The following is a 26,901-nucleotide window of genomic DNA, read 5'->3' on the forward strand; positions in this document are numbered from 1 at the left end:
CGTAAAGCAGCCGGCTCTGAAATCAGCGGGTTATGCCCCCCGCTGAAAAAGATCCTGTACAGACCTGCAGAGCCCGGCCACACCCTGCCGGACCCGAGCCACGAGCCGGCTTATCGCCGCTGGCAGGCCCTTAGCTGCGCTCGGCCAAACGCTGGATAGTCGTCTCCAGCACGGCAACCTCACCCAGCAAAGGCGATTGCGGGTATCGCGCACGGATGAAGCCGAGCAGCTTCTGCGCCGAGTCCAGTTGCCCCAGCCCCTCGGCAAAACCTCGCGCGGCCAGCAGGTAGGCGCGGGCCATGAACGGATAATCCGGGAAGCGCTGGTGCAGGTTGCGCAGCAGGCTCAGGCCCTCGCGAACCTTGTGCCGCTCGATCAGCGCCTGGGCCAGCCGCTCGCAGGTCTGGGCATCGTCCGGCAGGTAATCGGCCTGCAGCTGGCGCGCATTGAGCAGCGCCGTGGTGGCCTGGGCCGGGTTCGAGCGGGCGGCCAGAGGCAGGTAATGGCCCAGGTGGCGCAGGCAGCGCTCGCGGGCATTCAGGCCATAGAGCAGCTGGTGGAAACGCTCGTTGAGCCTGGGGTCGTCGGGCATGCGCTCCAGCGCCTGGGTCAGCACTTCCAGGGCCGGCCCATTCTGCCCCTCCTTGAGCCGCACCTCGGCCTCGGCCAGGGCGCGCCGGCGCTGGTACTCCTCGGCCGGGAAGCCTGCACTGGCGCCCTCCTCGGCCACGGCAAAGCCCAGCGCGCCCTGATACTGGAACACCGCATAACCCATCATGGCGCCCATCACCACGCTGAAATAACCGAACAGCAAGGCGGCGATCGGCAGCAGCACCACCCTCGGCAAGCCGTTGGAAAGCATGTAGGTGACCCAGTCCGGCGACTGCCAGAGGATGAACAGGAACACCCAGAGGATCAGGTAACGCCAGCCCATGGCCTTGATCACCTGCCCCACCTCGTCCGGACTGAGCGCCGCGCCCAAGGTCTTGTCCAGCGCCAGGCGGATGATGCAGGCCGGGATCAGCAACTGCACGCCCAGGCTGACCGCCCAGAACAGCGCCTCGCTGTCGAAATCGGCGGCCAGCCACTGGGCGGCGAAGGCGATGAAGAAGATCACCAACAGACGCCAGAACAGGCCGAAGCCCTCGATGTCGAACGCGGTGCGCAACGCGGGCGCCTCGCGGCCACCCTGGCTGGCGGTCTCGATCACCGTCTGCAGGTACTTGCAGACCACGCAGAACAGCGCCAGCCAGAGCAGCTTCCAGCCCGGCATGAACAGGCTGGCCAGGGCCAGCGCCACGGCGAACAGCAACGGCCCCGCCTGGAAGCCGTAGAGGAAGAATTGCGGGATACGCTCCCAGAAGGGTTGCGCGCTATTGGCCGCGCCGAGAAAGGCCAGCTTGCCGCGACACAGGGGGCAGACCGGTTGCTGCTCGGGGGCCTCGGCATTCAGCGGGATGCAGCAGTCGCCGAAATCCCGCTGGCACGGCACGCACTGCCAAGTGGCCGGCTGCGCGGGGTGGTAGCGGCAGTGGGTGATATCCATGGCCAAACATCCTTGTCGATACGGCTTGAGGCGCCATTGTCCGGGCAAATCCCAAGCAAAAAAAGAGGGCCCGCAAGCGGGCCCTCTCTTCTTACAGCCTGACTAGGGTTTAGACACCGGAAGCCTTGGCAGCAGCAACATCCTTGATCGACAGCTTGATGCGGCCGCGGTTGTCGACGTCCAGTACCAGCACTTCGACTTCCTGGCCTTCCTTCAGCACGTCGGTGACCTTCTCGACACGCGCATCGCTGAGCATGGAGATGTGCACCAGGCCGTCCTTGCCCGGCAGAATGTTGACGAAGGCGCCGAAGTCGACGATGCGCTCGACCTTGCCCAGGTAGATCTTGCCGATCTCGGCTTCCGCGGTGATGCCCAGTACGCGCTGACGCGCGGCCTCGGCAGCTTCCTTGGTTTCGCCGAAGATCTTGATCGAACCGTCGTCTTCGATGTCGATCGAAGCCTTGGTCTCTTCACAGATACCACGGATGGTCGCACCACCCTTGCCGATGACGTCGCGGATTTTGTCCTGGTCGATCTTCATGGCGATCATGGTCGGAGCATTGGCCGACAGCTCGCTACGGGATTGGGCAATGACCTGGTTCATCTGGCCGAGGATGTTCAGGCGCGCTTCCAGGGCCTGGCCCAGGGCGATTTCCATGATTTCTTCGGTGATGCCCTGGATCTTGATGTCCATCTGCAGGGCGGTGACGCCATTGGCGGTACCGGCCACCTTGAAGTCCATGTCGCCCAGGTGGTCTTCGTCACCGAGGATGTCGGTCAGCACGGCGAACTTCTCGCCTTCCTTGACCAGACCCATGGCGATACCGGCAACCGGCGCCTTCATCGGCACACCGGCGTCCATCAGGGCCAGGGAAGCACCGCAAACGGAAGCCATCGAGGACGAACCGTTGGACTCGGTGATTTCCGAAACCACGCGGATGGTGTACGGGAACACGTCGGCGGCCGGCAGCATGGCCTGCACCGAACGACGGGCCAGACGGCCGTGGCCGATTTCGCGGCGACCGGTGGCGCCCATGCGACCACACTCACCGACCGAGTACGGCGGGAAGTTGTAGTGCAGCATGAAGGGGTCTTTCTTCTCGCCTTCCAGGGTGTCGAGCAGCTGCGCGTCACGGGCGGTGCCGAGGGTAGCAACCACCAGGGCCTGGGTTTCGCCGCGGGTGAACAGGGCCGAACCGTGGGTCTTGTCCAGCACACCGACTTCGATGTTCAGGCCACGTACGGTGCGGGTGTCACGGCCATCGATACGCGGTTTGCCGTTGACGATGTTCTCGCGCACGGTGCGGTATTCGATTTCACCGAAGGCATCTTTGACTTCACCGGCAGAAGGCTGACCTTCTTCGCCGGAGAACTTGGCCACCACCTGGTCTTTCAGCTCGCCCAGACGCGCGTAGCGGTCCTGCTTGATGATGATGGTGTAGGCCTTGGAGATTTCGTCACCGAACTCGCTGCGGATGGCATTGAGCAGCGCGGTGTTTTCCGCTTTCGGCTGCCAGTCCCAGGTCGGCTTGGCCGCTTCGGCGGCCAGCTCGGTGACGGCCTGGATCACGGCCTGGAATTCGTCGTGGGCGAACAGTACGGCGCCCAGCATCTGGTCTTCGGTCAGCTCTTTGGCTTCCGATTCAACCATCAGCACGGCGTCTTTGGTACCGGCCACGACCATGTCCAGGCTGGAAGCCTTGAGTTGCTCGTAGGTCGGGTTCAGCAGGTAGCCGGTTTCCGGGTGGAAGGCGACGCGCGCGGCACCGATCGGGCCGTTGAACGGGATGCCGGAGATGGCCAGCGCAGCCGAGGTACCGATCATCGCAGCGATGTCCGGATCGGTCTTCTTGCTGGTGGAAACCACGGTGCAGATGACCTGCACTTCGTTCTGGAAACCTTCCGGAAACAGCGGACGGATCGGACGGTCGATCAGGCGCGAGGTCAGGGTTTCCTTTTCCGAAGGACGCGCTTCACGCTTGAAGAAACCACCGGGGATCTTGCCCGCGGCGTAGGTTTTTTCCTGGTAGTGCACGGACAGCGGGAAGAAGCCTTTGCTCGGGTCGGCGGTCTTGGCGCCGGTTACGGCGACCAGTACGGTGACGTCGTCGTCAACGGTGACCAGCACGGCGCCGGAGGCCTGACGGGCGATACGGCCAGTCTCGAGGGTAACGGTCGACTGACCGAACTGGAACTTCTTGATTACCGGGTTCACGGTGTTTTCCTTCTCTATTGTTGCCTTGGGGAAACTGTGCAGCGAGGGGGGTGACCCTCTGAAAGTCTGTTCGCAACTCGGCTCGGCGGAACCGGTTTGTGAACGGGCTTTAAATACCCTTGTGCAGAAAGCCAGAAGCTGGAAGCCCCAAACCTCAGACGGTCAGACCGACTGCGACTTGCGACTTCCAGCTTCTCACTTCAGGGGTACGTCTTAACGACGCAGACCCAGGCGACCGATCAGGGCGCTGTAACGCGATACGTCTTTACCCTTCAGGTAATCCAGCAGCTTGCGACGCTGGTTAACCATACGGATCAGGCCACGACGGGAGTGGTGGTCTTTGCCGTTGGCCTTGAAGTGGCCTTGCAGCTTGTTGATGTTGGCGGTCAGCAGGGCAACCTGCACTTCCGGGCTACCGGTATCGCCTTCAGCTTGCTTGTAGTCGGTTACGATTTGGGCTTTTTCTTCAACGCTCAGTGCCATGGTAATGGGCTCCTAGAGTGAACAGGCCAGGGACTATTCCCTGTATTAAAAAGTGAGGAGTGACCATGCCTGTTGACAGCCATCCTCGTACGCCAGCGGGCAAGCCCGCTAACGCTTGCATGCGGATAAATCCGCCTGTGTTTCACCGCCGGCGCACGAATCCGCCAGCGACTCCGGTCATTCCGACCGAATCAATCCCCGGGCCAGGGGCCCGGGTCTCCTACCAGCACTACGCGCTGGTAGATATCAATCGACGCGGCGTGATGCGCCCGTCTTCGCTCACTTCACCGATGCCGATGAAGCGACCATTGTGATCCTGCACCCGCACCATGCCGAACTTCGGTGCATCCGGGGCGCGTACCGGCTGGCCATGCAGCCAGTAATAGGCGCTGTGCTCGGAAAAATGCACCAGCGGCCAATGCTGCAAGCCGCTGTCCGGCGGAAGCAGGAAGCGGTCCAGTGCCTCGTTGCCGCCCTCGGCATGAGCTGCTTCCAGCTCTTCCAGGGTAACCGTCTGCGCCAGATTGAACGGCCCGGCCTGGGTACGGCGCAATTCGGCGACATGGGCGCCACAACCGAGCAGCTGGCCGAGATCCTCGACCAGGGTACGGATATAGGTACCCTTGCTGCAGGCCACGCTCAGTCTCAGCTTCGACTCTTCGAGGCTGAGCAGTTCCAGGCGCGCAATAGTAACAGAACGCGCCTCGCGCTCCACTACTTCGCCGGCCCTCGCCAGCTTGTACAAGGGCTGGCCATCCTTCTTCAGGGCCGAGTACATCGGCGGCACCTGGCTGATTTCCCCGCGAAAACGCGGCAGCAGCGCCTCGACCTCATCCCGACCAACGGTCACCTGGCGACGCTCGAGCACCTCACCCTCGGCATCGCCGGTGGTGGTGGTCACGCCCAGCTGGGCCAGGGTCTCGTAGCCCTTGTCGGCATCCAGCAGGTACTGGGAGAACTTGGTCGCCTCGCCAAAGCACAGCGGCAGCACGCCGGTGGCCAGCGGATCGAGGCTGCCGGTGTGCCCGGCCTTTTCGGCATTGAGCAGCCAGCGCACCTTCTGCAGCGCGGCGTTGGAGCTGAAGCCATGGGGCTTGTCGAGCAGGATGATGCCGTCAACCTTGCGGCGAATACGTTTGACTTGGGCCACGCTCAATCGTCCTGATGCTTGCTGTCTTCGGCGACGGCACGTTCGATCAACGTGGACAGGTGCACACCGCGAGAGATGCTTTCGTCATAGTGGAAATGCAGCTGCGGCACACTGCGCAGCTTCATCGCCTTGCCCAGCAGCATGCGCAGGTAGCCGGCGGCGTCATTCAGTACGCGCACGTTCTGCTTGATTTTGTCGGCGTCGTTTTCGCCCATCACGGTGATGAAAATCTTGGCGTGACCGACATCGCGGCTGACGTCCACGGCGGTGACAGTGACGAAGCCCAGGCGCGGGTCCTTGACCTCGCGCGGGATCATCTGCGCCAGCTCGCGCTGGATCTGGTCGCCGATACGCTGGGTACGGCTGTATATCTTGGCCATTTTCTTACCTCTCCCGCAGGCGCTGCCTGCGGGTACAAAAGCGGCAAACGCCCGGCCGCGCTATGCGGGGCCGGGCGTTGCGTGTTGCAGCTCGAGCTTTACAGCGTACGAGCCACCTGGACCTTCTCGAACACTTCGATCTTGTCGCCGACCTTGACGTCGTTGTAGCTCTTCACTGCGATACCGCACTCCATGCCGGCCCGCACTTCGGACATGTCGTCCTTGAAGCGGCGCAGGGATTCCAGCTCGCCTTCGAAGATCACCACGTCCTCACGCAGTACGCGGATCGGACGGTTACGGTGCACGACACCCTCGACCACCATGCAACCGGCGACCGCACCGAACTTCGGCGAACGGAACACGTCACGCACTTCGGCGATACCCAGGATGTTCTCGCGAACATCGCTGCCGAGCATGCCGGTCAGGGCTTTCTTGACGTCATCGATGATGTCGTAGATCACGTTGTAGTAACGCATGTCCAGGCCTTCGGCCTCGACGATCTTGCGCGCACCGGCATCGGCACGCACGTTGAAGCCGAAAATCACCGCATTCGATGCCAGCGCCAGGTTGGCATCGGACTCGGTGATACCACCGACGCCGCCACCGACCACACGCACTTGCACTTCGTCGTTGCCCAGGCTGCTGAGCGAACCCTGCAGTGCCTCCAGCGAACCACGGACGTCGGATTTGAGGACGATGTTGAGCGTCTTCTTCTCTTCCTGGCCCATGTTCTCGAAGATGTTTTCCAGCTTGCCGGCATGCGCGCGAGCCAGTTTGACCTCGCGGAACTTGCCTTGGCGGAACAGGGCGACTTCGCGGGCCTTCTTCTCGTCGGCCACCACCATCATCTCGTCACCGGCATCCGGCGTGCCATCCAGGCCGAGAATCTCGACCGGGATCGACGGACCGGCTTCCTTGATCGGCTTGCCGTTCTCGTCGAGCATGGCGCGCACGCGGCCATAGTTGACGCCAACCAGAACCATGTCGCCCTGGCGCAGGGTACCGTCCTGGACCAGCACGGTCGCTACCGGACCACGGCCCTTGTCCAGACGGGACTCGACTACCACACCGCGGCCCGGGGCCGACGGCGTGGCTTTCAGTTCGAGGACTTCGGCCTGCAGCAGTACGGCCTCGAGCAGCTCGTCGACACCGGTACCCATTTTCGCCGAGACATGCACGAACGGTGCATCACCGCCCCACTCTTCCGGAATCACATCCAGCGCGGCCAGGCCGTTCTTGATGTTGTCCGGGTTGGCATCGGGCTTGTCGATCTTGTTCACCGCAACCACGATCGGCACGCCAGCGGCTTTCGCATGCTGCACGGCTTCCTGGGTCTGCGGCATCACGCCGTCGTCCGCCGCCACCACCAGGATGACGATGTCGGTCGCCTTGGCACCACGGGCACGCATCTGGGTAAACGCGGCGTGACCGGGGGTGTCGAGGAAGGTAACCATGCCGCGGTCGGTTTCGACGTGGTAGGCACCGATATGCTGGGTGATGCCACCGGCTTCGCCAGCGGCAACCTTGGCGCGACGAATGTAGTCGAGCAGCGAGGTCTTACCATGGTCGACGTGCCCCATGACGGTCACTACCGGTGCGCGATGGAAGGATTCACCTTCGAAGCGCAGCGATTCGGCCAGCTGATCTTCCAGGGCGTTGTCGCTGACCAGCTTGACCTTGTGGCCCAGCTCTTCGGCGATCAGCTGGGCAGTTTCCTGATCCAGCACCTGGTTGATGGTCACCGGAGTGCCCATCTTGAACATGAACTTGATGACCTCGGCAGCCTTGACCGACATCTGCTGGGACAGTTCGCCCACGGTGATGGTCTCGCCAATCGATACTTCGCGCACTACCGGTCCTGTCGGGCTCTGGAACCCGTGCTGATTACGCTTCTTCAGCTTGCCCTTGCCACGGCCGCCACGACGGAAACCATCGGTCTCCTCGTCGACGGTGCGCGGTGCAACACGCGGGGCAGGAGCCTTTTCCTTGACGGAAGGGCGGTGCTGGGTGGTCTTGCGGTCACCACCACGACGCTCGGCATCGTCGCTGCGCGCCTTTTCCGGGCGACGCTGTTCTTCTTTCTTGCGCTCGGCAGCGGCGGCATCCAGCACCGGCGCCACGTCAAGCGGGGCGGCAACCGCAGCGACAGCAGCTTCGCTGGCGGCTTCGGCCGGCTTGGCGCTGGCGCTCGGCTGCTTGCGCGCCTCTTCTTCGGCGCGACGAGCAGCTTCCTGCTCGGCCTTCAGACGGGCAGCCTCTTCGGCCGCGCGCTGCTCTGCCAGCTCGCGCTGCTTCTCCGCCTCGATCTCGTCAGGGCTGCGCTTGACGTAGGTTTTCTTCTTGCGCACTTCCACACTGATGGTCTTGCTACCGGCAACCTTCAGGGTAGTGGTGGTCTTGCGCTGCAAAGTAATCTTGCGCGGCTCTTCCAGTTTCTCGCCGTGGCTGCTCTTGAGGTGGGCAAGCAGGGCTTGCTTCTCGTTGTCGGTCACAACTTGCTCGGCACTGGTGTGCGGCAGACCCGCCTCACGCATCTGCTGCAGCAGGCGCTCTACCGGTGTGTCGACCACTTGGGCCAGTTCTTTCACCGTGACTTGCGTCATGCACTTCTCTCCTCAGGCCGTAAAACTTACTCGAACCAATGGGCTCGGGCGGCCATGATCAGCTTGCCGGCACGCTCTTCGTCGATGCCGTCGATGTCGAGCAAGTCGTCAATCGACTGCTCGGCCAGGTCTTCGCGGGTAACTACGCCACGTACTGCCAGTTCTTGCGCCAGGCCCTTGTCCATGCCTTCCAGGGACAGCAGGTCCTCGGCAGGCTGGGCATCGGCCAACTTCTCTTCGTTGGCGATGGCCTTGGTCAGCAGGCGATCTTTGGCGCGAGCGCGCAGCTCGTTGACGATGTCCTCGTCGAAGCCATCGATGCTGAGCATCTCTTCCATCGGTACGTAGGCGATTTCTTCCAGGCTGGTGAAGCCTTCCTCGACCAGCACCTGGGCCAGCTCTTCATCGACTTCCAGCTCGTTGATGAAGTCCTGCAGGATGTCGCCTGTCTCGGCCTGTTGCTTGGCCTGGATGTCCGCTTCGGTCATCACGTTGAGGGTCCAGCCAGTCAGCTGACTGGCCAGGCGCACGTTCTGACCGCCACGACCGATGGCCTGGGCGAGGTTGTCTTCGCCGACGGCGATGTCCATGGCATGGGCATCTTCGTCGACGATGATCGCCGCCACTTCGGCCGGGGCCATGGCGTTGATCACGAACTGAGCGACGTTCTCGTCCCACAGCACGATATCCACACGCTCACCACCCAGCTCGCCGGAAACGGCCTGCACGCGCGAACCGCGCATGCCGATGCAGGCACCTTGCGGGTCGATGCGCTTGTCCTTGGAACGCACGGCGATCTTGGCACGCGAACCCGGGTCACGGGAGGCGGCCATCACTTCGATCAGCTCTTCGGCGATCTCCGGCACTTCGATGCGGAACAGCTCGATCAGCATCTGCGGCGCGGTGCGCGACAGAATCAGCTGCGGGCCGCGGTTCTCGGTACGGATTTCCTTGAGCAGGGCACGCAGGCGCGCACCGACGCGGAAGGTTTCACGCGGGATGATGTCTTCGCGAGCCAGCAGGGCCTCGGCATTGTTGCCCAGGTCGACGATCACGCTGTCGCGGGTCACTTTCTTTACGGTACCGGAGATGATCTCGCCCACGCGCTCGCGGTACGCATCCACCACCTGAGCACGTTCGGCCTCGCGCACTTTCTGCACGATGACCTGCTTGGCGGTTTGCGCAGCAATGCGACCGAACTCGATGGACTCAACCGGCTCTTCAACGATATCGCCGACCTTGGCGCCCGGCTTCTGCTCTTGGGCCTGTTCGACGGTCAGTTCGGCCGCCGGGTTTTCCAGGTCATCTTCTTCGACCACATTCCAGCAGCGGAAAGTTTCATAGTTGCCGGTGTGACGATTGATCTCCACACGCAACTCGACCTCGTCGTCAAAACGCTTCTTGGTCGCTGTCGCCAGAGCCAGCTCCAGCGCTTCAAAAATTACACTGGCCGGCACGCCTTTTTCGTTGGATACCGACTCTACAACCAGCAGTACTTCTTTACTCATCGTACGCCTCGCCTTTCGCAATCCATTGAAGCCACGCAATCCGCGCCAACTGCGCAATCCGCGTACTCCGCGGGATCCGCGCCTCAGTCAAAACGGGGGATAATGTTGGCCTTGTCGATCAGGTCGATCGGCAACAGGTATTCGTGGTCATCCACCAGCACCACCACGTCCTGCTCCTCCACACCGCGGAGAAGGCCTTGAAAGTTGCGCCGACCATCGAATGGCGAACGCAACTTGATTTTCACCTGCTCGCCAATGTGCTTGGCGAACTGCTCGAGGGTAAACAGCGGCCGGTCCATGCCGGGCGATGAAACCTCAAGGGTGTATTCACTGGCGATCGGGTCTTCCACATCCAGCACACCGCTGATCTGTCGGCTGACCTTTTCGCAATCCTCGACCAGAACACCATCGGGCTGATCGATATAGACCCGCAGCAGAGAATGCCGACCCTGAGACAGGAACTCGACACCCCAGCACTCGTAGCCAAGCGACTCCACTACCGGGGCCAACAAGGCCTGCAACTGCTCTAGCTTGCTCGACACCTGAACCCCTCCGTGCATGTCGTACAAATAAAAAATGGGCGAAACGCCCATCATCAAGCCACTCAGAAACACTGGCGGCGGACTGTCCAGCTAGCAAAAAGCCCCTGAAAAGGGGCTTCTCGAATACTGGTTGCGGGGGCTGGATTTGAACCAACGACCTTCGGGTTATGAGCCCGACGAGCTACCAGACTGCTCCACCCCGCGCCAAAGCTGGGGCGGAAGTATACGGCCGATACCCCTTCAGGGTCAACCGAACTCCCAGCAACAAGAAGGCCCGCATAAAGCGGGCCTTCTTGATTTGGTACCGAGGAGGGGACTCGAACCCCTACAGCCTATGGCCACTACCACCTCAAGGTAGCGTGTCTACCAATTCCACCACCTCGGCAAAAACGGGTATTACTTTTGCTCCGGAGCCTTCGGCACGTCAGCTGCTTCAACTGCCGGCGCCTGACCTTCGAGCACCGGAACGTCTTCGACGGCCGGCTTTTCCTGTTGCACTTCAAGCACTGCCGGATCCGGCAAACCTGCTTGCGTCAGCATATCAGACTTTTCTTTAGCAAAAAACGCTAAACCCAAGCTGGTAATGAAAAAAGTTGCAGCGAGTATACCAGTAAAGCGACTCAGAAAGGTAGCCGAACCCTGGCTGCCGAATACAGTTGCCGAAGCACCTGCACCGAAGGAGGCACCGGCATCCGCACCTTTGCCCTGCTGCAACAACACCAGCGCAACCACGCCAATGGCAACCAGCAGATGCACAACAATTACGACTGTTTCCAGCATTTTCAGTTTCCTGCCGCGCGACAGATCGCGCCAAACTCGTCCGCGTTCAGAGAGGCTCCACCAACGAGCCCCCCATCGATATCCGGCATGCCGAACAGTTCAGCTGCATTGACCGCTTTCACGCTGCCGCCGTAAATAATCCGCACCCCGCGCGCCACCTCGGCATTTTCCGCCTCCAGCTGCGCACGTATGGCTGAGTGCACTTCCTGCGCCTGCTGCGGCGAAGCCGTCAGCCCGGTACCAATGGCCCAGACCGGCTCATACGCCACAACGGCACGGGCAAATGCACCCACACCCAACTCTTCAATCACGCTGCCCAGCTGAGCGGCAACCACCTCAAGGGTCCTGCCAGCCTGACGCTGCTCCAGCGTTTCACCCACGCACAGCACAGGCACCAAACCACAGGACTGCGCCGCAGCAAACTTGCGACTGAGGATATCGTCGCGCTCACCCAGAATCTGGCGACGCTCGGAATGCCCAACCAGCACCAGCGAACAACCCGCATCCGCCAACTGACTTGGCGCCACCTCACCCGTCAAAGCACCCTGCATCGGCTCAACCGCGCAATTCTGCGCGCCGACGGCGATCGACTTACCTTCCAACCCGGCAATCACCTGATTGATGTAGAGACAGGGCGGCAGTACCGCCACCTCTACACCGGTAGGCAGGGCCAACTGACGAAGGCCCTTGATCAGCTCTGCGACGCTGGCGCGGGTACCGTGCATTTTCCAGTTACCAGCTACCAGGGGGCGACGCATGCCATACCTCGTCGATCAAAGTGGGCGCAGATGTTACCCAAGAGCTCCAGCACTGGCAAGCCAATCAGGCGCAGACTTCCGTGACGACTTTCGCCAATTCCTCGGCATAGCCGCGCACCTGAGCGCCATCCTCGCCCTCTACCATCACCCGCACCAGTGGCTCGGTACCGGATTTGCGCAACAGTACGCGACCGCGCCCCGCCATGCGTTCGGTCACCCGCGCACAGGCATCCTTGACCGCCGGATGTTCGAGCGGATCGGCACCACCGACAAAGCGCACATTGATCAGCACCTGCGGACACTTGCGCAAGGCCTGACGCGCCTCGGCCAGACTCTGACCATTGCGCCGCAGCGCCAGCAGCACCTGCAACGCGGCAATGATGGCATCGCCGGTAGTGGTGTGCTGGAAACACACGACATGCCCGGAGTTCTCGCCACCCAGCTGCCAGTCACGCTCCTGCAGATCGGCCATCACATAGCGATCACCGACCTTGGCCCTGGAGAACGGGATGCCCAGCTCGGCCAATGCCAGCTCCAGACCCAGATTGCTCATCAGCGTACCGACCACGCCGCCCTGCAGCTTGCCGCGCTCCTGCAGATCGCGCGCAATGATGAACAGCAGCTCATCACCATCAACCACCACACCGGCATGATCGACCATCAATACGCGATCACCATCACCATCGAAGGCGATACCCAGGTCGGCCTGCTGCGCCAGCACCTCTGCCTGCAGTGCCTCGACATGGGTCGAGCCGCAATTGTCATTGATGTTGAGGCCATTAGGCTGAACGGCCAGGGTCGAAACCTGCGCCCCGAGCTCGCGAAACACGCTCGGCGCCACCTTGTAGGTCGCACCATGGGCGCAATCGATGACCAGCTTGAGCCCGGCAAAACTGGTACTGGTCGGCACACTGCTCTTGCAGAACTCGATGTAGCGCCCAGCCGCATCGTTGATCCGCGACACCTTGCCCAGCTGCGCCGACTCGACCACGGTCATCGGCTGATCGAGCAACTCTTCGATCATCAGCTCGACCTCATCTGGCAGTTTGGTGCCACTACCCGAGAAGAACTTGATGCCGTTGTCGTAATGCGGGTTGTGCGAGGCACTGATGACGATGCCCGCCTCCGCCTGGAAGGTACGGGTCAGGTAGGCAATGGCCGGCGTCGGCATGGGGCCGAGCAGCATGACATCGGCCCCCGCCGCAGACAGCCCGGCCTCCAGGGCCGACTCGAACATGTAGCCGGAAATGCGCGTGTCCTTGCCGATCAGAATGCGGCACTTGCCCTGCTTGCGGAAGGCCATGCCGGCCGCCCAGCCAAGCTTGAGCATGAAGTCAGGAGTAATGGGAAATTGCCCGACATGACCACGAATACCGTCGGTGCCGAAATACTTTCTGCTCATAATCACTCCACTTAATTCTTATTCGGCCATCTGCACGGCCGCAACCATGCGCACCACGTCGACCGTCTCGGCGACATCATGCACACGCAGAATGCTGGCGCCCTTGCTGACCGCCAGTGCCGCCAAGGCCAGGCCGCCATACAGGCGCTCGCCGACTTCGCGCCCCAGCGCCTGGCCGATCATGCTTTTACGCGACACCCCGACCAGCAGGGGCCGCCCCAGGGCATGCAGCCCTTCCATATGCTTGAACAGGCTCAGGTTGTGCGCCAGCGTCTTGGCGAAACCGAAGCCCGGATCCAGAACGATCCGTTCGCGCGGGATTCCGGCCTCCTCGCAGGCGAGCATGCGCTGCGCGAGAAAATCGGCCACCTCGGCAAGCACGTCGCGGTACTGCGGATTCTGCTGCATGCTGCCGGGCTCGCCTAGCATATGCATCAGGCAAACCGGCAGACCGGTATCGACAGCCGCCTCCAGCGCACCATCACGCCGCAGCGAGCGCACGTCATTGATCAGGCCCGCCCCCAGACGCGCCCCCTCGCGCATGACCACCGGAGTCGAGGTATCCAGGGAGATGATCACATCCAGCTCGGCGGCGATGGCCTCGACCACCGGCGCCACCCGCTCCAGCTCCTCCACCGGCGAGACCGGACGCGCGCCCGGACGGGTCGACTCACCGCCGACATCGATCAGCGTCGCTCCAGCCGCAACCATCGCCGCCGCATGGCGCAATGCCGCGTCGCGCGCAGCGAAACGCCCGCCATCGGAAAAGGAATCGGGGGTGACATTCAGAATCCCCATCACTTGCGGACGGGACAAATCAAGAACCCGACTGCCGCAAGGCAGTCGGGTTGGGTATTGCGCAACAGTCATGGGTCGCCTTAGTGCTCGCCGGCCGGGCCGCCAATCGGGGTTTCCGGGCGATCAGCCTGCTCCTTGGGAGCGCTCGGAGTACCCGAGCCATCCTGCCAATCGCGCGGCTCGCGCGGCGTACGGCCGGCCATGATGTCGTCGATCTGATCGGCATCGATGGTTTCGTACTTCATCAGCGCATCAGCCATGGCATCCAGCTTGTCGCGATTCTCTTCCAGCAGACGCTTGGCAGTGGCGTAGCAGCCATCGATCAGGCTACGCACTTCATCATCGATGAGCTTGGCCGTCTCTCCGGAGACGTTGGCATGCTGGCTGCCGGCGCTGCGCCCAAGGAAGACTTCACCCTCTTCCTCGGCGTACATCAGCGGGCCCAGTTTCTCGGACAAACCCCACTTGGTCACCATGTTCCGTGCCAGGCGCGTGGCGCGCATGATGTCGTTGGACGCCCCCGTGGTCACGCCATCGAAGCCCAGGGTCATTTCCTCGGCGATACGGCCACCGAACAGCGAGCAGATCTGACTGGTCAGCGCCCGCTTGGACAGGCTGTAGCGATCCTCTTCCGGCAGGAACATGGTCACCCCCAGGGCGCGACCGCGGGGAATGATCGACACCTTGTAGACCGGGTCGTGCTCGGGCACCAGGCGCCCGACAATGGCGTGGCCGGCCTCATGGAAGGCCGTATTGAGCTTTTCCTTCTCGGACATGACCATGGACTTTCGCTCGGCGCCCATCATGATCTTGTCCTTGGCCAGCTCGAACTCCTTCATTTCCACCAGGCGCTTGCCCGCGCGCGCGGCAAACAGCGAAGCCTCGTTGACCAGGTTGGCCAGGTCGGCACCGGAGAAACCCGGGGTACCGCGGGCAATTACCGCTGGCTCGACATTGTCGCCGATCGGCACCTTGCGCATGTGCACCTTGAGGATCTGTTCGCGACCACGGATATCCGGCAGACCGACCACCACCTGGCGATCGAAGCGGCCCGGACGCAGCAGCGCAGGATCCAGCACATCAGGACGGTTGGTGGCGGCAATGACGATGATGCCGTCATTCATCTCGAAGCCGTCCATCTCCACCAGCAACTGGTTGAGGGTCTGCTCGCGCTCGTCGTGACCACCACCGAGACCGGCGCCACGATGACGACCCACGGCGTCAATCTCGTCGATGAAGATGATGCAGGGCGCGTGCTTCTTGGCCTGCTCGAACATGTCGCGCACGCGGCTGGCGCCGACGCCGACGAACATTTCGACGAAGTCGGAACCGGAAATGGTGAAGAACGGCACCTTGGCCTCGCCGGCGATGGCCTTGGCGAGCAAGGTCTTGCCGGTACCCGGCGGGCCGACCATCAGCACGCCGCGCGGGATACGCCCACCGAGGCGCTGGAACTTGCCCGGATCACGCAGGAACTCAACCAGTTCGCCAACCTCTTCCTTGGCCTCGTCGCAACCGGCGACGTCAGCCAATGTGGTTTTCACCTGGTCTTCCGAGAGCAGGCGTGCCTTGGACTTGCCGAAGCTCATCGGCCCGCCCTTTCCGCCGCCACCGCCCTGCATCTGGCGCATGAAGAACATGAACACGGCAATGATCACCAGGATCGGGAAGCTGGCTACCAGCAGCTGGGTCCAGATGCTCTGGCGCTCCGGTTGCTTGCCGACGATCTCGACGTTGTTGTCGATCAGATCCTTGATCAACCCGCGGTCTTCGATGGCCGGACGCACGGTCTCGAAGGTGGAGCCATCGGCATTCTTGCCGCTGATGATGTAGCCATCCACGGTGACCTGCTTGACCCGACCTTCCTGCACCTGCTGGATGAACTCGGAGTAGTTCAGCTTGCCGGACTCGCTGGGACTGGAGAAGTTGTTCATCACGGTGACCAGAACGGCCGCGATGATCAGCCACAGGATCAGGTTCTTTGCCATGTCGTTCAATTAGCTACCCTCTGAAGCGAGCCCCGTCCTGAAACGCGCTTCGCATAACGGCTTGAGATATACCCGCCTAACTTACTACACAACCCTGCCCCTGGCAGGCGCCGTCTGTAACCCTTTATGAGCACTTGGCGTGGCGCAACGCACCATGCCAACAGTTGAAGCCCAGTCTAGCCTCCGCGAAAAACCCGTGCGAGCAGGTATTGCTCGCGAGAGCGGTCGCGCGACGAGAGGGCCTTGCGCACCCGCACCTCGTCGCACGCCTCACGCACCCGCTTGCGGCGCGCATCGAAACCTTCGCCCCGGGCGATCTTGATCAGGCACTCGCCACCGGGACGCAGCACCCGACCCGCCAGGTCCGGCGTCAGTTCACCCAGGTACTCGACCCGAGCCTGATCAGCCAGCTCACACCACTCATATTGGGGCCACATCGGAAATCACAAGGCCTAGTGGATGCCCGCCGATGACCTCGACAATCCGTGCAATCCCTTCATCCGCGGTGAAGCAGATGACATCGGCGATGCGGCTGTTCTCCTGACCCTCCAACAGCCAGCAACTAACCTGCGAACGCTAACCGTTCTTTTGCGCCACTTTGACGTAGAGGTCAGCGAAGTGTTCTTTCAGCCGACGCTGACTAGTCTTGGAGCGGACCACAAGACAACTCATACGCAACGGATAGTGATTAGCTGGGCGCGCTCCAGCACGCTCGGGTAAACTACGCCGTTTTTACAGTTCAGAAGCAGTCCGGAGCCCCGGCACGCGAAGCCAGACTTGGCAGAAAGGGTTGGAGAATCTGCGTGATGCGGCCTTCCAGCTTTCGCCAAAGCAGCGCAAACGCATTCCGTTTCCGGCAGTTTCCCCGTCGCAGGATCAGATTATGGCGCTTACCAACGAGCAGAAGAAACATTTCAAATCCATCGGTCACCACCTGAAGCCGGTGTTGATCGTGGCCGAAAACGGCCTGACCGAAGGGGTGCAGGCCGAACTGGAGCGCGCCCTGAATGATCACGAGCTGATCAAGGTGCAGTTTCGCATCAGCGAACGCGACGATCGCCGCGCCCTGATCGACGAACTGAGCAAGGTCAGCCGCTGCGAAGTGGTACAGATCATCGGCAAGATGGCACTGGTCTACCGCAAGAACCCCAAGGCCAACAAGAACCTGTCCAACATCCACCGCTACCAGGCCTGATAGCGGCAGTCAGCCTTCGCCCCGCTGCCCCGGCAGCGGCTGCAACACCAGCAGCAAGCCGCACAACGCCAGCACCTGGTAGTTGAACCGCAGCCAGCGCACTGCATCCGGCTGCCACTCGCGCACCGCGAAGTACGCCAGCGCCATCCCCAGCACACTCAGCAGCAGCTGACCGCGCATGTCGCGCCAGAGACTGCGCCCGCCTTCGGCCTGCAGCAAGACCAGCATCTGCAGCAGCGCACAGAACGCCGCAAAGCCGACCAGCAGCGGCGTCAACGTCGCATCGACGGTGTGAATCAGCAACGGCGCCAGACCAATCTTCTCCAGCGCCGGCAGCATGACGAAGTGCAACAGCCACAGGCCGCCAACCCAGAAAGTCTGGGCCAGCTGCCAGCTGATCACCCCCGCCCGTAGCGGTTGACGCTTAAAGATGGCGGACTTCGACAATCTCGTACTCGACCAGACCGCCCGGCGTCTTCACCGCAACCACGTCCCCTTCCGCCTTGCCGACCAGGGCGCGGGCGATGGGCGAGCCGACTGAGATCTTGCTCTGCTTGATATCGGCCTCGTCTTCACCGACGATCTGGTAGGTCACGCTCTCGTCGGTCTCGCAGTTGGCGATCTCCACTGTGGTGCCGAAGATCACCTTGCCGGTATGGGCAATGGTGGTGACATCGATGATCACCGCATTCTGCAGACGACCCTCGATATCGCGGATACGCGCCTCGACCATGCCTTGCTGCTCGCGAGCGGCGTGGTATTCGGCGTTCTCCTTGAGATCACCCAGCTCACGGGCAGTGCCGATATCCTGGCTGAGCTTGGGGCGCACCACCTTGGTCAGGTGCGCCAACTCTTCTTCCAGGGCGCGAGCGCCCTGGACGGTCATGGGGTATTTGGTCATGCCTTGATTCCTGCATGCAGATCCTGCAGCCGGCGCACGGTCTTCTCGGGACCGAACTTGAGCGCCTCGCAGACCGCCTGCCCCGCCGCGATGGTGGTGGTGCAGTAGATCTTGTGCTGCAGAGCGTTACGACGGATGGAGTAGGAGTCAGCGATCGACTGACGCCCCTCGGTGGTGTTGATGATCAGGGTGACTTCGTCGTTCTTGATCATGTCGACCACGTGCGGACGGCCCTCGGTCACCTTGTTCACGCGGCGCACTGGCAGACCGGCGGCCTCGATCACCTTGGCGGTACCGGCGGTAGCGACCACCTCGAAGCCCAGCGCCACCAGGTCACGGGCGACCTGTACGGCTTCCGGCTTGTCGTCCTCACGGACACTGATGAAGGCGCAACCGGAGTTCGGCAGGATCTCGCTGGCACCCAGCTGCGCCTTGGCGAAGGCCTCGCCGAAGGTATCGCCGACACCCATCACTTCACCGGTGGACTTCATTTCCGGGCCGAGGATCGGGTCAACGCCGGGGAACTTGGCGAACGGGAACACCGCTTCCTTGACACTGAAGTACGGCGGGATGATTTCCTTGTTGTAGCCGGCCTCGGCCAGGCTCTTGCCGGCCATGACGCGGGCGGCCACCTTGGCCAGGGACTCGCCGACGCACTTGGAGACGAACGGCACGGTACGCGAAGCGCGCGGGTTCACCTCGATGACGTAGATGTCCTCGCCCTGCACGGCCATCTGCACGTTCATCAGACCGACCACGCCGAGCTCCAGGGCCATCTTCTTGACCTGCTCGCGGATCTCGTCCTGGATGTGCATCGGCAGCGAGTACGGCGGCAGCGAACAGGCGGAGTCACCGGAGTGCACGCCGGCCTGTTCGATGTGCTGCATGATCGCGCCGATCACCACGGTCTCGCCGTCGCACACCGCATCCACGTCCACCTCGATGGCGCAGTTGAGGAAGCGATCCAGCAGCACCGGGCTGTCGTTCGATACTTTCACCGCCTCGCGCATGTAGCGCTTGAGCTCTTCTTCCTGGTAGACGATTTCCATCGCCCGGCCGCCCAGCACGTAGGACGGACGCACGACCATCGGGTAGCCGATGCCCTTGGACAGGGCCAGGGCCTCGTCTTCGCTGCGTGCGGTGGCGTTGGCCGGCTGGCGCAGACCGAGGCGCTGGACCATCTGCTGGAAGCGCTCGCGGTCTTCGGCGCGGTCGATGGCCTCGGGGCTGGTGCCGATGATCGGCACGCCGGCCTCTTCCAGGGCGCGGCAGATCTTCAGCGGGGTCTGGCCGCCATACTGCACGATCACGCCTTTCGGCTGCTCGACGCGGACGATCTCCAGCACGTCTTCCAGGGTCACCGGCTCGAAGTACAGGCGGTCGGAGGTGTCGTAGTCGGTGGAAACGGTTTCCGGGTTGCAGTTGACCATGATGGTCTCGTAACCATCTTCACGCATGGCCAGCGCCGCGTGCACGCAGCAGTAGTCGAACTCGATGCCCTGGCCGATACGGTTGGGGCCGCCGCCGAGGATCATGATCTTGTCGCGACTGGACGGCGCGGCCTCGCACTCTTCCTCGTAGGTCGAGTACATGTAGGCGGTGTCGGTGGCGAACTCGGCGGCGCAGGTGTCGACGCGCTTGTACACCGGCAGCACTTTCAGCTTGTGGCGGTGGGCACGCAGGCTCTTCTCGGAAACGCCAAGCAGCTTGGCCAGGCGCGCGTCGGAGAAGCCCTTGCGCTTGAGCTTGAACATCAGCTCATAGTCAATGGAGGACAGGCCGAGGGTCTTGACCTTCTCCTCGTCCTTGATCAGATCCTCGATCTGCACCAGGAACCATTCGTCGATGTTGGTCAGTTCGAAGATTTCCGCCACGCTCTTGCCGGCGCGGAAGGCATCGGCCACGTACCAGATACGGTCGGCACTCGGCACGGTCAGTTCGCGGCGCAGGGTGCTTTCGGCTTCCGGATCGTTCAGGTCGAGCTTCGGATCGAAGCCGGCCACGCCCACTTCCAGGCCGCGCAGGGCTTTCTGCAGGGATTCCTGGAAAGTACGGCCGATGGCCATGACTTCACCGACGGATTTCATCTGGGTGGTCAGGCGGGCGTCGGCTTTCGGGAATTTCTCGAAGGCGAAACGCGGGATCTTGGTCACGACGTAGTCGATGGCCGGCTCGAACGAGGCCGGGGTGCGACCGCCGGTGATGTCGTTGCTCAGCTCGTCGAGGGTGTAGCCGACGGCCAGCTTGGCCGCGATCTTGGCGATCGGGAAGCCGGTAGCCTTGGAGGCCAGTGCCGAGGAACGCGACACGCGCGGGTTCATCTCGATCACCACCATGCGCCCGGTGTTCGGGCAGATGCCGAACTGCACGTTGGAGCCGCCGGTTTCCACGCCGATCTCGCGCAGCACCGCCAGGGAGGCGTTGCGCAGGATCTGGTATTCCTTGTCGGTCAGGGTCTGCGCCGGCGCCACGGTGATCGAGTCACCGGTGTGCACACCCATCGGGTCGAAGTTCTCGATGGAGCAGACGATGATGCAGTTGTCCTTCTTGTCGCGGACCACCTCCATCTCGTATTCCTTCCAGCCGATCAGCGACTCGTCGATCAGCAGCTCGCTGGTCGGCGACAGATCCAGACCGCGGGCACAGATTTCCTCGAACTCTTCACGGTTGTAGGCGATGCCGCCGCCAGTGCCGCCCATGGTGAAGGACGGACGGATGATGCAGGGGAAGCCGACCTTCTCCAGCACGCCGTAGGCTTCTTCCATGTTGTGCGCGATGCCGGAAACCGGGCAGGCCAGGCCGATGTCCTTCATCGCCTTGTCGAAGCGCGAGCGGTCTTCGGCCTTGTCGATGGTGTCGGCGTTGGCACCGATCATCTCGACGCCGAATTTTTCCAGGATGCCGTGCTTTTCCAGATCCAGGGCGCAGTTCAGCGCGGTCTGGCCACCCATGGTCGGCAGCAGGGCGTCCGGGCGCTCCTTCTCGATGATCTTGGCCACGGTGGCCCACTTGATCGGCTCGATGTAGGTAGCGTCGGCCATCGCCGGGTCGGTCATGATGGTGGCCGGGTTGGAGTTCACCAGGATGACGCGGTAGCCCTCCTCTTTCAGCGCTTTACACGCCTGGGCACCGGAATAGTCGAACTCGCAGGCCTGGCCGATGACTATGGGGCCGGCGCCGAGGATCAGGATGCTTTTGATGTCTGTACGTTTTGGCATGGAGTAACTCTCGAATTCCTGGACTCAGCGATCAGCGACGGGCGGCCATGGCGGAGATAAAGCGGTCGAACAGCGGGGCGACGTCGTGCGGGCCCGGGCTGGCCTCCGGGTGACCCTGGAAGCTGAAAGCCACCTTGTCGGTGCGCTCGATACCCTGCAGGGTGCCGTCGAACAGCGACTTGTGGGTGGCACGCAGGCTGGCCGGCAGGCTCGGCTCGTCCACGGCGAAACCGTGGTTCTGGCTGGTGATCATCACCACGCCGCTGTCGAGGTCCTGTACCGGGTGGTTGGCGCCGTGGTGGCCGGTGCCCATCTTCACGGTCTTGGCGCCGGAGGCCAGGGCCAGCAGCTGGTGGCCGAGGCAGATGCCGAACACCGGGATCTCGGTCTGCAGCACGTCCTTGATCGCCTGGATCGCGTAGTCGCACGGCTCGGGATCGCCAGGGCCGTTGGAGAGGAACACGCCGTCCGGATTCAGCGCCAGCACGTCCTTGGCCGGGGTCTGAGCCGGCACCACGGTCAGGCGGCAGCCGCGCTCGACCAGCATGCGCAGGATGTTGAGCTTGACCCCGTAGTCGTAGGCAACCACGTGGTAAGGCAGCTCACTGGCGGCGATTTGCGGGTGGCTGTCGGTTTTCAGCTCCCAGGTGCTTTCGCGCCACTCGTAGCGCTCGGAGCAGCTGACCACCTTGGCCAGGTCCATGCCTTTCAGGCCAGGGAAGCTGCGCGCCAGCTCCAGGGCCTTCTCTTCGGTGGCGTCTTCACCAGCCAGGATGCAGCCGTTCTGCGAGCCCTTCTCACGCAGGATGCGGGTCAGGCGGCGGGTATCGATGCCGGCGATGGCGACGGTACCGTTTTCCTTGAGGTACTCGTCCAGCGGCTGCTTGTTGCGCCAGTTGCTGGAGATCAGCGGCAGGTCGCGAATGATCAGGCCGGCCGCCCACACCCGGTTGGATTCGGCATCTTCCGGCGTGGTGCCGGTGTTGCCGATATGCGGATAGGTCAGGGTGACGATCTGTTGGGCATAGGAAGGATCGGTGAGGATTTCCTGATAGCCGGTCATGGCGGTGTTGAACACCACTTCACCGATGGTATGGCCGTCGGCCCCGATTGCTTCGCCGCGGAAAATGCTGCCGTCGGCAAGGGCGAGTATGGCTGGCTTAGTCAAGAAGACCTCCCTAGATCTGAAACTTGTACAAACGCAGGTTGTAAAAAAGCGGGATGACGTATTGACCGTCACCCCGCTTTTTTATCTGATTCATTCTGCGTTACTTTTAGTGGACACACTAAAGCAGAAAGCTTACAGGAAAGTGCCTTTTCGGTCCACCGTCTGAGTGGACCGTTCAGGCATTTCAGCTCAGCCCCAGCACGTCCTGCATGTCATACAGCCCGGCCGGCTGGCTTTGCAGCCACAGCGCCGCGCGCACCGCACCCTTGGCGAAGGTCATCCGGCTGGAGGCCTTGTGGGTGATTTCCACCCGCTCGCCGTCGGCGGCGAACAATACGGTGTGGTCACCGACCACATCGCCGGCCCGCACGGTGGCAAAGCCGATGGTTTCGCGCTGACGCGCACCGGTCTGGCCTTCGCGCCCGTAGACCGCGACCTCCTGCAGATCACGCCCGAGTGCATTGGCCACTACCTCGCCCATGCGCAGCGCGGTGCCGGACGGCGCATCGACCTTGTGCCGATGGTGCGCCTCGATGATCTCGATATCGACCTCGTCACCCAGCACCCGAGCCGCGGTATCCAGCAACTTGAGGCACAGGTTGACGCCGACGCTGTAGTTGGCGGCGAAGACGATCGGGATCTGCTTGGCTGCCTCGACCAGCAACTGCTTCTCCTCCGACGAGAAGCCGGTGGTACCGATGACCATGGCCTTGCCTGCCTGGCGGCAGAGCTCCAGATTCTTCAGGGTCACCGAGGGGTGAGTGAAGTCGATCAGCACATCGAACTGATCCAGCACCGCATTCAGGTCACCCGCCAGGGTCACGCCGATCTTGCCCAGCGCCGCCAGCTCACCGGCGTCAACGCCGACCAGGCTGCTGTCCGGGCGATCGATGGCGGCGGTCAGCTTGGCACCTTCCGCCTGGCCGACCGCCTCGATAAGAATCTTGCCCATGCGCCCGGCGGCGCCCATCACTGCAATACGTCGCATAGTCGACTCCTTAGAGATCGCCGAAGAAGCGCTTCACGCCTTCGAACCAGCCACTGGCCTTGGGCGAATGGGAGCTGTCGCCTTCCAGCGACTTGCGGAACTCTTCCAGCAGCTCGCGCTGGCGCTTGTCCAGATGCACCGGAGTCTCCACCGCCACCTTGCACAGCAGGTCGCCGGCACCACCGCCGCGCACCGGCGCCACGCCCTTGCCACGCAGACGGAACAGCTTGCCGGTCTGGGTGCCTTCCGGGATCTTCAGCTTGACCCGGCCATCCAGGGTCGGCACTTCCAGCTCGCCACCCAGCGCCGCGTCGGCGAAACTGATCGGCACCTCACAGTACAGGTGCTTGCCATCACGCTGGAAGATTGCGTGCTCGCGCACATTGACCACCACATACAGGTCGCCCGCCGGGCCACCCAGGCTGCCGGCCTCGCCCTCGCCGGACAGGCGGATGCGATCGCCGGTATCGACGCCCGGCGGCACCTTGACCGACAGGGTCTTGCTTTCTTCCACGCGGCCCTGGCCGTGGCAGCTGCCACAGGGGTCGGTGATCATCTTGCCGCTGCCATGGCAGCGCGGGCAGGTCTGCTGCACCGAGAAGAAGCCCTGCTGCATGCGCACCTGGCCGATGCCGCCGCAGGTGGTGCAGGTCACCGGACTGGTGCCCTTCTTCGCCCCGCTGCCATCGCACGGCTTGCAGTTGACCAGGGTCGGCACGCGAATGGTCACGGTGGTGCCGCGCACGGCCTCTTCCAGATCCAGTTCCAGGGTGTAGCGCAGATCCGAGCCGCGCTGGGCACCACCGCGCGAACCGCCGCGGCCGCCACCGAAGAAATCGCTGAACACATCGCCAAAGATGTCGGAGAAGTTCGCCCCGCCACCGCCGAAACCACCACCACCCATCTGCGGGTCGACGCCGGCATGGCCGTACTGGTCGTAGGCCGAGCGCTTGCTGGCATCGGAAAGCACTTCGTAGGCCTCGTTGGCCTCCTTGAATTTCTCTTCCGAAGCCTTGTCGTCCGGATTGCGGTCCGGGTGGTGCTTCATCGCCAGGCGCCGGTAAGCCTTCTTCAGCTCGGCTTCGCTGGCGCCGCGCTCGACACCGAGCACTTCGTAATAGTCACGCTTGGACATACATCAACACCTTTAAATTCGTCTGCCCCAGACACGCCAACGCGGGAGCAAGCTCCCGCGCGGCGAATCGCACCTACCGAAGCCAAGCTTCGGCGGGCGGGAACTGAGGTAAGCCGTGGCTTACTTGTTGTCCTTGACCTCTTCGAACTCGGCATCGACCACGTCGTCGGCCGCGTCCTTGGCTTCATCAGCCCCCTGACCAGCAGCACCCGGCTGCGGCTGCTCGGCGTACATCTTCTGCGCCAGCGGGGTGGTGACTTCGGACAGGGCGTTCATCTTGGCCTCGATGGCCGCCTTGTCGTCGCCCTTGACCGCAACTTCCAGTTCACCCAGCGCCTTCTCGATGGCCGCCTTCTCGTCGGCAGTGGCCTTGTCGCCCGCCTCGGTGACCATCTTGCGGGTGGCATGCACCAGACCGTCGCCCTGGTTGCGTGCGGTAACCAGCTCCTCGAACTTGCGGTCTTCCTCGGCGTTGGCCTCGGCGTCACGCACCATCTGCTCGATTTCTTCCTCGGACAGGCCGGAGTTGGCCTTGATCACGATGGACTGCTGCTTGCCGGTGGCCTTGTCTTTGGCGCCGACGTGCAGGATGCCGTTGGCGTCGATGTCGAAGGTCACTTCGATCTGCGGCACGCCACGCGGCGCCGGCGGGATCTCGGCCAGGTCGAACTTGCCCAGCGACTTGTTCTGCGAGGCCTGCTTGCGCTCGCCCTGCAGCACGTGGATGGTCACCGCGCCCTGGTTGTCGTCGGCGGTGGAGAACACCTGCGACTTCTTGGTCGGGATGGTGGTGTTCTTCTCGATCAGCGCGGTCATCACGCCACCCATGGTTTCGATACCCAGGGTCAGCGGGGAGACGTCGAGCAGCAGCACGTCCTTGACGTCGCCAGCCAGCACGGCGCCCTGAATCGCGGCGCCGATGGCCACGGCTTCGTCCGGGTTGACGTCCTTGCGGGCTTCCTTGCCGAAGAACTCGGCCACTTTCTGCTGTACCAGCGGCATGCGGGTCTGACCGCCGACCAGGATCACTTCGTCGATGCTGCCAACGTCCAGACCGGAGTCCTTCAGGGCGATGCGGCACGGCTCGATGGTACGGGTGACCAGGTCTTCGACCAGGGCTTCCAGCTTGGCGCGGGAAATCTTCACGTTGAGGTGCTTCGGACCGGTGGCGTCTGCAGTGATGTACGGCAGGTTGACGTCGGTCTGCTGCGCGGACGACAGCTCGATCTTGGCCTTCTCGGCGGATTCCTTCAGGCGCTGCATGGCCAGCGGGTCGCCCTTCAGGTCGATGCCGGACTCTTTCTTGAATTCGTCGACGAGGTAGTCGATCAGGCGGATGTCGAAGTCCTCACCACCGAGGAAGGTGTCGCCGTTGGTAGCCAGCACTTCGAACTGGTGCTCGCCGTCGACTTCGGCGATCTCGATCACCGACACGTCGAAGGTACCGCCACCCAGGTCATAGACGATCACGGTGTGGTCGCCCTTGCCCTTGTCCATGCCGTAGGCCAGTGCGGCCGCGGTCGGCTCGTTGATGATGCGCTTGACGTCCAGACCGGCGATGCGACCGGCGTCCTTGGTGGCCTGACGCTGGCTGTCGTTGAAGTAGGCCGGAACGGTGATCACCGCCTCGGTCACGGCTTCGCCGAGGTAATCTTCGGCGGTCTTCTTCATCTTCTTCAGCACTTCCGCGGAGATCTGCGGCGGCGCCATTTTCTGACCCTTCACGTCGACCCAGGCATCACCGTTGTCGGCCTTGGCGATCTTGTAGGGGACCATCTTGATGTCTTTCTGCACCACTTCTTCTTCGAAGCGACGACCGATCAGGCGCTTCACCGCATACAGGGTGTTGTGCGGGTTGGTCACCGCCTGACGCTTGGCGGACTGGCCGACCAGGATCTCGCCGTCATTGGTGTAGGCGATGATGGAAGGCGTGGTGCGCGCGCCTTCGGCGTTCTCGATGACCTTGACGTTACCGTTTTCCAGAATGGCGACGCAGGAGTTGGTGGTCCCCAGGTCGATACCGATGATCTTGCCCATATTCACTCTCCCGAAACTTGATCTTTAACCTTGATTGCGCGGTCCGTTGAATGGATTGGCCGCACCAGCACTAAATCGCTTGCTCTAACAGATGGGGTCGGACTCG

At 62.6% G+C, this 26,901-nt stretch carries 21 protein-coding genes, 2 tRNA genes and 1 pseudogene; 1 reads left to right on the top strand and 23 read right to left on the bottom strand.

From position 1 onward, the window contains the following. Positions 1-130: 130 nt before the first annotated feature. The 16 genes and pseudogenes from GV001_RS18355 to GV001_RS18430 form a co-directional block, all read right to left on the bottom strand. Positions 131-1,546: a DUF4013 domain-containing protein gene (locus GV001_RS18355; protein ID WP_160082487.1), complete on the bottom strand. Its 1,416-nt coding sequence runs from the start codon at positions 1,544-1,546 to the stop codon at positions 131-133. A gap of 109 nt (positions 1,547-1,655) precedes the next feature. Next, positions 1,656-3,761 (bottom strand): polyribonucleotide nucleotidyltransferase, encoded by a 2,106-nt coding sequence (gene pnp / locus GV001_RS18360; RefSeq protein WP_160082489.1) that lies wholly within the window; start codon positions 3,759-3,761, stop codon positions 1,656-1,658. A gap of 213 nt (positions 3,762-3,974) precedes the next feature. Further along, positions 3,975-4,244 carry a 30S ribosomal protein S15 gene (gene rpsO / locus GV001_RS18365; RefSeq protein WP_160082491.1) on the bottom strand — a complete coding sequence of 90 codons (270 nt, stop codon included), beginning with the start codon at positions 4,242-4,244 and terminating at the stop codon, positions 3,975-3,977. A gap of 229 nt (positions 4,245-4,473) precedes the next feature. After that, positions 4,474-5,394, bottom strand: a complete 921-nt coding sequence (gene truB / locus GV001_RS18370; protein ID WP_160082493.1) for a tRNA pseudouridine(55) synthase TruB — start codon at positions 5,392-5,394, stop codon at positions 4,474-4,476. A 2-nt stretch (positions 5,395-5,396) separates the two neighbouring features. After that, positions 5,397-5,774 carry a 30S ribosome-binding factor RbfA gene (gene rbfA, locus GV001_RS18375; protein ID WP_160082495.1) on the bottom strand — a complete coding sequence of 126 codons (378 nt, stop codon included), beginning with the start codon at positions 5,772-5,774 and terminating at the stop codon, positions 5,397-5,399. Between the two features lie 98 nt (positions 5,775-5,872). After that, complete coding sequence (gene infB / locus GV001_RS18380) at positions 5,873-8,377, bottom strand: translation initiation factor IF-2 (RefSeq protein ID WP_160082497.1); 2,505 nt, start codon at positions 8,375-8,377, stop codon at positions 5,873-5,875. 26 nt (positions 8,378-8,403) lie between these two features. Next, positions 8,404-9,885: a transcription termination factor NusA gene (gene nusA, locus GV001_RS18385; RefSeq protein ID WP_160082499.1), complete on the bottom strand. Its 1,482-nt coding sequence runs from the start codon at positions 9,883-9,885 to the stop codon at positions 8,404-8,406. Positions 9,886-9,968: 83 nt separating this feature from the next. After that, the gene (rimP, locus tag GV001_RS18390) at positions 9,969-10,427 is read right to left on the bottom strand and encodes a ribosome maturation factor RimP (RefSeq protein WP_160082501.1); all 459 of its coding nucleotides are present in this window, start codon (positions 10,425-10,427) and stop codon (positions 9,969-9,971) included. 127 nt (positions 10,428-10,554) lie between these two features. After that, positions 10,555-10,631 (bottom strand) — tRNA-Met (locus GV001_RS18395). Positions 10,632-10,726: 95 nt separating this feature from the next. Next, positions 10,727-10,812, bottom strand: a tRNA-Leu gene (locus GV001_RS18400). An 11-nt stretch (positions 10,813-10,823) separates the two neighbouring features. Further along, complete coding sequence (gene secG, locus GV001_RS18405; protein WP_160082503.1) at positions 10,824-11,207, bottom strand: preprotein translocase subunit SecG; 384 nt, start codon at positions 11,205-11,207, stop codon at positions 10,824-10,826. A 2-nt stretch (positions 11,208-11,209) separates the two neighbouring features. Beyond that, entirely contained in the window at positions 11,210-11,965 is a 756-nt protein-coding gene (tpiA, locus tag GV001_RS18410) for a triose-phosphate isomerase (protein ID WP_160082505.1), read from the bottom strand. 64 nt (positions 11,966-12,029) lie between these two features. Continuing rightward, positions 12,030-13,367 (bottom strand): phosphoglucosamine mutase, encoded by a 1,338-nt coding sequence (gene glmM / locus GV001_RS18415; RefSeq protein WP_178091837.1) that lies wholly within the window; start codon positions 13,365-13,367, stop codon positions 12,030-12,032. Between the two features lie 18 nt (positions 13,368-13,385). Continuing rightward, entirely contained in the window at positions 13,386-14,237 is an 852-nt protein-coding gene (gene folP, locus GV001_RS18420) for a dihydropteroate synthase (RefSeq protein ID WP_160082507.1), read from the bottom strand. 8 nt (positions 14,238-14,245) lie between these two features. After that, complete coding sequence (ftsH, locus tag GV001_RS18425) at positions 14,246-16,153, bottom strand: ATP-dependent zinc metalloprotease FtsH (RefSeq protein WP_160083462.1); 1,908 nt, start codon at positions 16,151-16,153, stop codon at positions 14,246-14,248. Between the two features lie 176 nt (positions 16,154-16,329). Beyond that, positions 16,330-16,813, bottom strand: a pseudogene (locus tag GV001_RS18430) (SAM-dependent methyltransferase). Between the two features lie 223 nt (positions 16,814-17,036). Between GV001_RS18430 and yhbY the strand changes: the two are divergent. Beyond that, complete coding sequence (gene yhbY, locus GV001_RS18435) at positions 17,037-17,348, top strand: ribosome assembly RNA-binding protein YhbY (protein WP_160082509.1); 312 nt, start codon at positions 17,037-17,039, stop codon at positions 17,346-17,348. A gap of 9 nt (positions 17,349-17,357) precedes the next feature. On the opposite strand, the gene GV001_RS18440 is transcribed toward yhbY, so the two are convergent. From GV001_RS18440 to dnaK, 7 genes are all read right to left on the bottom strand, one after another. Next, entirely contained in the window at positions 17,358-17,795 is a 438-nt protein-coding gene (locus tag GV001_RS18440) for a DUF4149 domain-containing protein (RefSeq protein ID WP_160082511.1), read from the bottom strand. Beyond that, on the bottom strand, positions 17,773-18,249 hold the full coding sequence (greA, locus tag GV001_RS18445) for a transcription elongation factor GreA (RefSeq protein ID WP_160082513.1): 477 nt from the start codon (positions 18,247-18,249) through the stop codon (positions 17,773-17,775). The genes GV001_RS18440 and greA overlap by 23 nt, the downstream gene beginning before the upstream one ends. Then, positions 18,246-21,467: a carbamoyl-phosphate synthase large subunit gene (gene carB, locus GV001_RS18450; RefSeq protein WP_160082515.1), complete on the bottom strand. Its 3,222-nt coding sequence runs from the start codon at positions 21,465-21,467 to the stop codon at positions 18,246-18,248. Before carB ends, greA begins: the two co-directional genes overlap by 4 nt. Before the next feature lie 31 nt (positions 21,468-21,498). Continuing rightward, positions 21,499-22,635 carry a glutamine-hydrolyzing carbamoyl-phosphate synthase small subunit gene (gene carA / locus GV001_RS18455; RefSeq protein ID WP_160082527.1) on the bottom strand — a complete coding sequence of 379 codons (1,137 nt, stop codon included), beginning with the start codon at positions 22,633-22,635 and terminating at the stop codon, positions 21,499-21,501. A 184-nt stretch (positions 22,636-22,819) separates the two neighbouring features. After that, positions 22,820-23,623 carry a 4-hydroxy-tetrahydrodipicolinate reductase gene (gene dapB / locus GV001_RS18460; protein ID WP_160082529.1) on the bottom strand — a complete coding sequence of 268 codons (804 nt, stop codon included), beginning with the start codon at positions 23,621-23,623 and terminating at the stop codon, positions 22,820-22,822. Between the two features lie 10 nt (positions 23,624-23,633). Then, complete coding sequence (gene dnaJ, locus GV001_RS18465; protein ID WP_160082531.1) at positions 23,634-24,758, bottom strand: molecular chaperone DnaJ; 1,125 nt, start codon at positions 24,756-24,758, stop codon at positions 23,634-23,636. A 120-nt stretch (positions 24,759-24,878) separates the two neighbouring features. Further along, positions 24,879-26,795, bottom strand: coding sequence for a molecular chaperone DnaK (dnaK, locus tag GV001_RS18470; protein WP_160082533.1), 1,917 nt, complete (start codon positions 26,793-26,795; stop codon positions 24,879-24,881). Between the last annotated feature and the right edge of the window lie 106 nt (positions 26,796-26,901).

Source organism: Pseudomonas sp. 8AS, assembly GCF_902506505.1.
Taxonomy (GTDB): Bacteria; Pseudomonadota; Gammaproteobacteria; order Pseudomonadales; family Pseudomonadaceae; genus Aquipseudomonas.

Excerpts from the sequence above, each read along its gene's own strand:
- ftsH (WP_160083462.1), bottom strand. The coding sequence starts at position 16,153 with ATGGCAAAGAACCTGATCCTGTGGCTGATCATCGCGGCCGTTCTGGTC.
- GV001_RS18355 (WP_160082487.1), bottom strand. The coding sequence starts at position 1,546 with ATGGATATCACCCACTGCCGCTACCACCCCGCGCAGCCGGCCACTTGG.
- folP (WP_160082507.1), bottom strand. The coding sequence starts at position 14,237 with ATGACTGTTGCGCAATACCCAACCCGACTGCCTTGCGGCAGTCGGGTT.
- dapB (WP_160082529.1), bottom strand. The coding sequence starts at position 23,623 with ATGCGACGTATTGCAGTGATGGGCGCCGCCGGGCGCATGGGCAAGATT.
- secG (WP_160082503.1), bottom strand. The coding sequence starts at position 11,207 with ATGCTGGAAACAGTCGTAATTGTTGTGCATCTGCTGGTTGCCATTGGC.
- rpsO (WP_160082491.1), bottom strand. The coding sequence starts at position 4,244 with ATGGCACTGAGCGTTGAAGAAAAAGCCCAAATCGTAACCGACTACAAG.
- nusA (WP_160082499.1), bottom strand. The coding sequence starts at position 9,885 with ATGAGTAAAGAAGTACTGCTGGTTGTAGAGTCGGTATCCAACGAAAAA.
- dnaK (WP_160082533.1), bottom strand. The coding sequence starts at position 26,795 with ATGGGCAAGATCATCGGTATCGACCTGGGGACCACCAACTCCTGCGTC.
- dnaJ (WP_160082531.1), bottom strand. The coding sequence starts at position 24,758 with ATGTCCAAGCGTGACTATTACGAAGTGCTCGGTGTCGAGCGCGGCGCC.
- infB (WP_160082497.1), bottom strand. The coding sequence starts at position 8,377 with ATGACGCAAGTCACGGTGAAAGAACTGGCCCAAGTGGTCGACACACCG.
- greA (WP_160082513.1), bottom strand. The coding sequence starts at position 18,249 with ATGACCAAATACCCCATGACCGTCCAGGGCGCTCGCGCCCTGGAAGAA.
- rbfA (WP_160082495.1), bottom strand. The coding sequence starts at position 5,774 with ATGGCCAAGATATACAGCCGTACCCAGCGTATCGGCGACCAGATCCAG.
- glmM (WP_178091837.1), bottom strand. The coding sequence starts at position 13,367 with ATGAGCAGAAAGTATTTCGGCACCGACGGTATTCGTGGTCATGTCGGG.
- tpiA (WP_160082505.1), bottom strand. The coding sequence starts at position 11,965 with ATGCGTCGCCCCCTGGTAGCTGGTAACTGGAAAATGCACGGTACCCGC.
- carB (WP_160082515.1), bottom strand. The coding sequence starts at position 21,467 with ATGCCAAAACGTACAGACATCAAAAGCATCCTGATCCTCGGCGCCGGC.
- yhbY (WP_160082509.1), top strand. The coding sequence starts at position 17,037 with ATGGCGCTTACCAACGAGCAGAAGAAACATTTCAAATCCATCGGTCAC.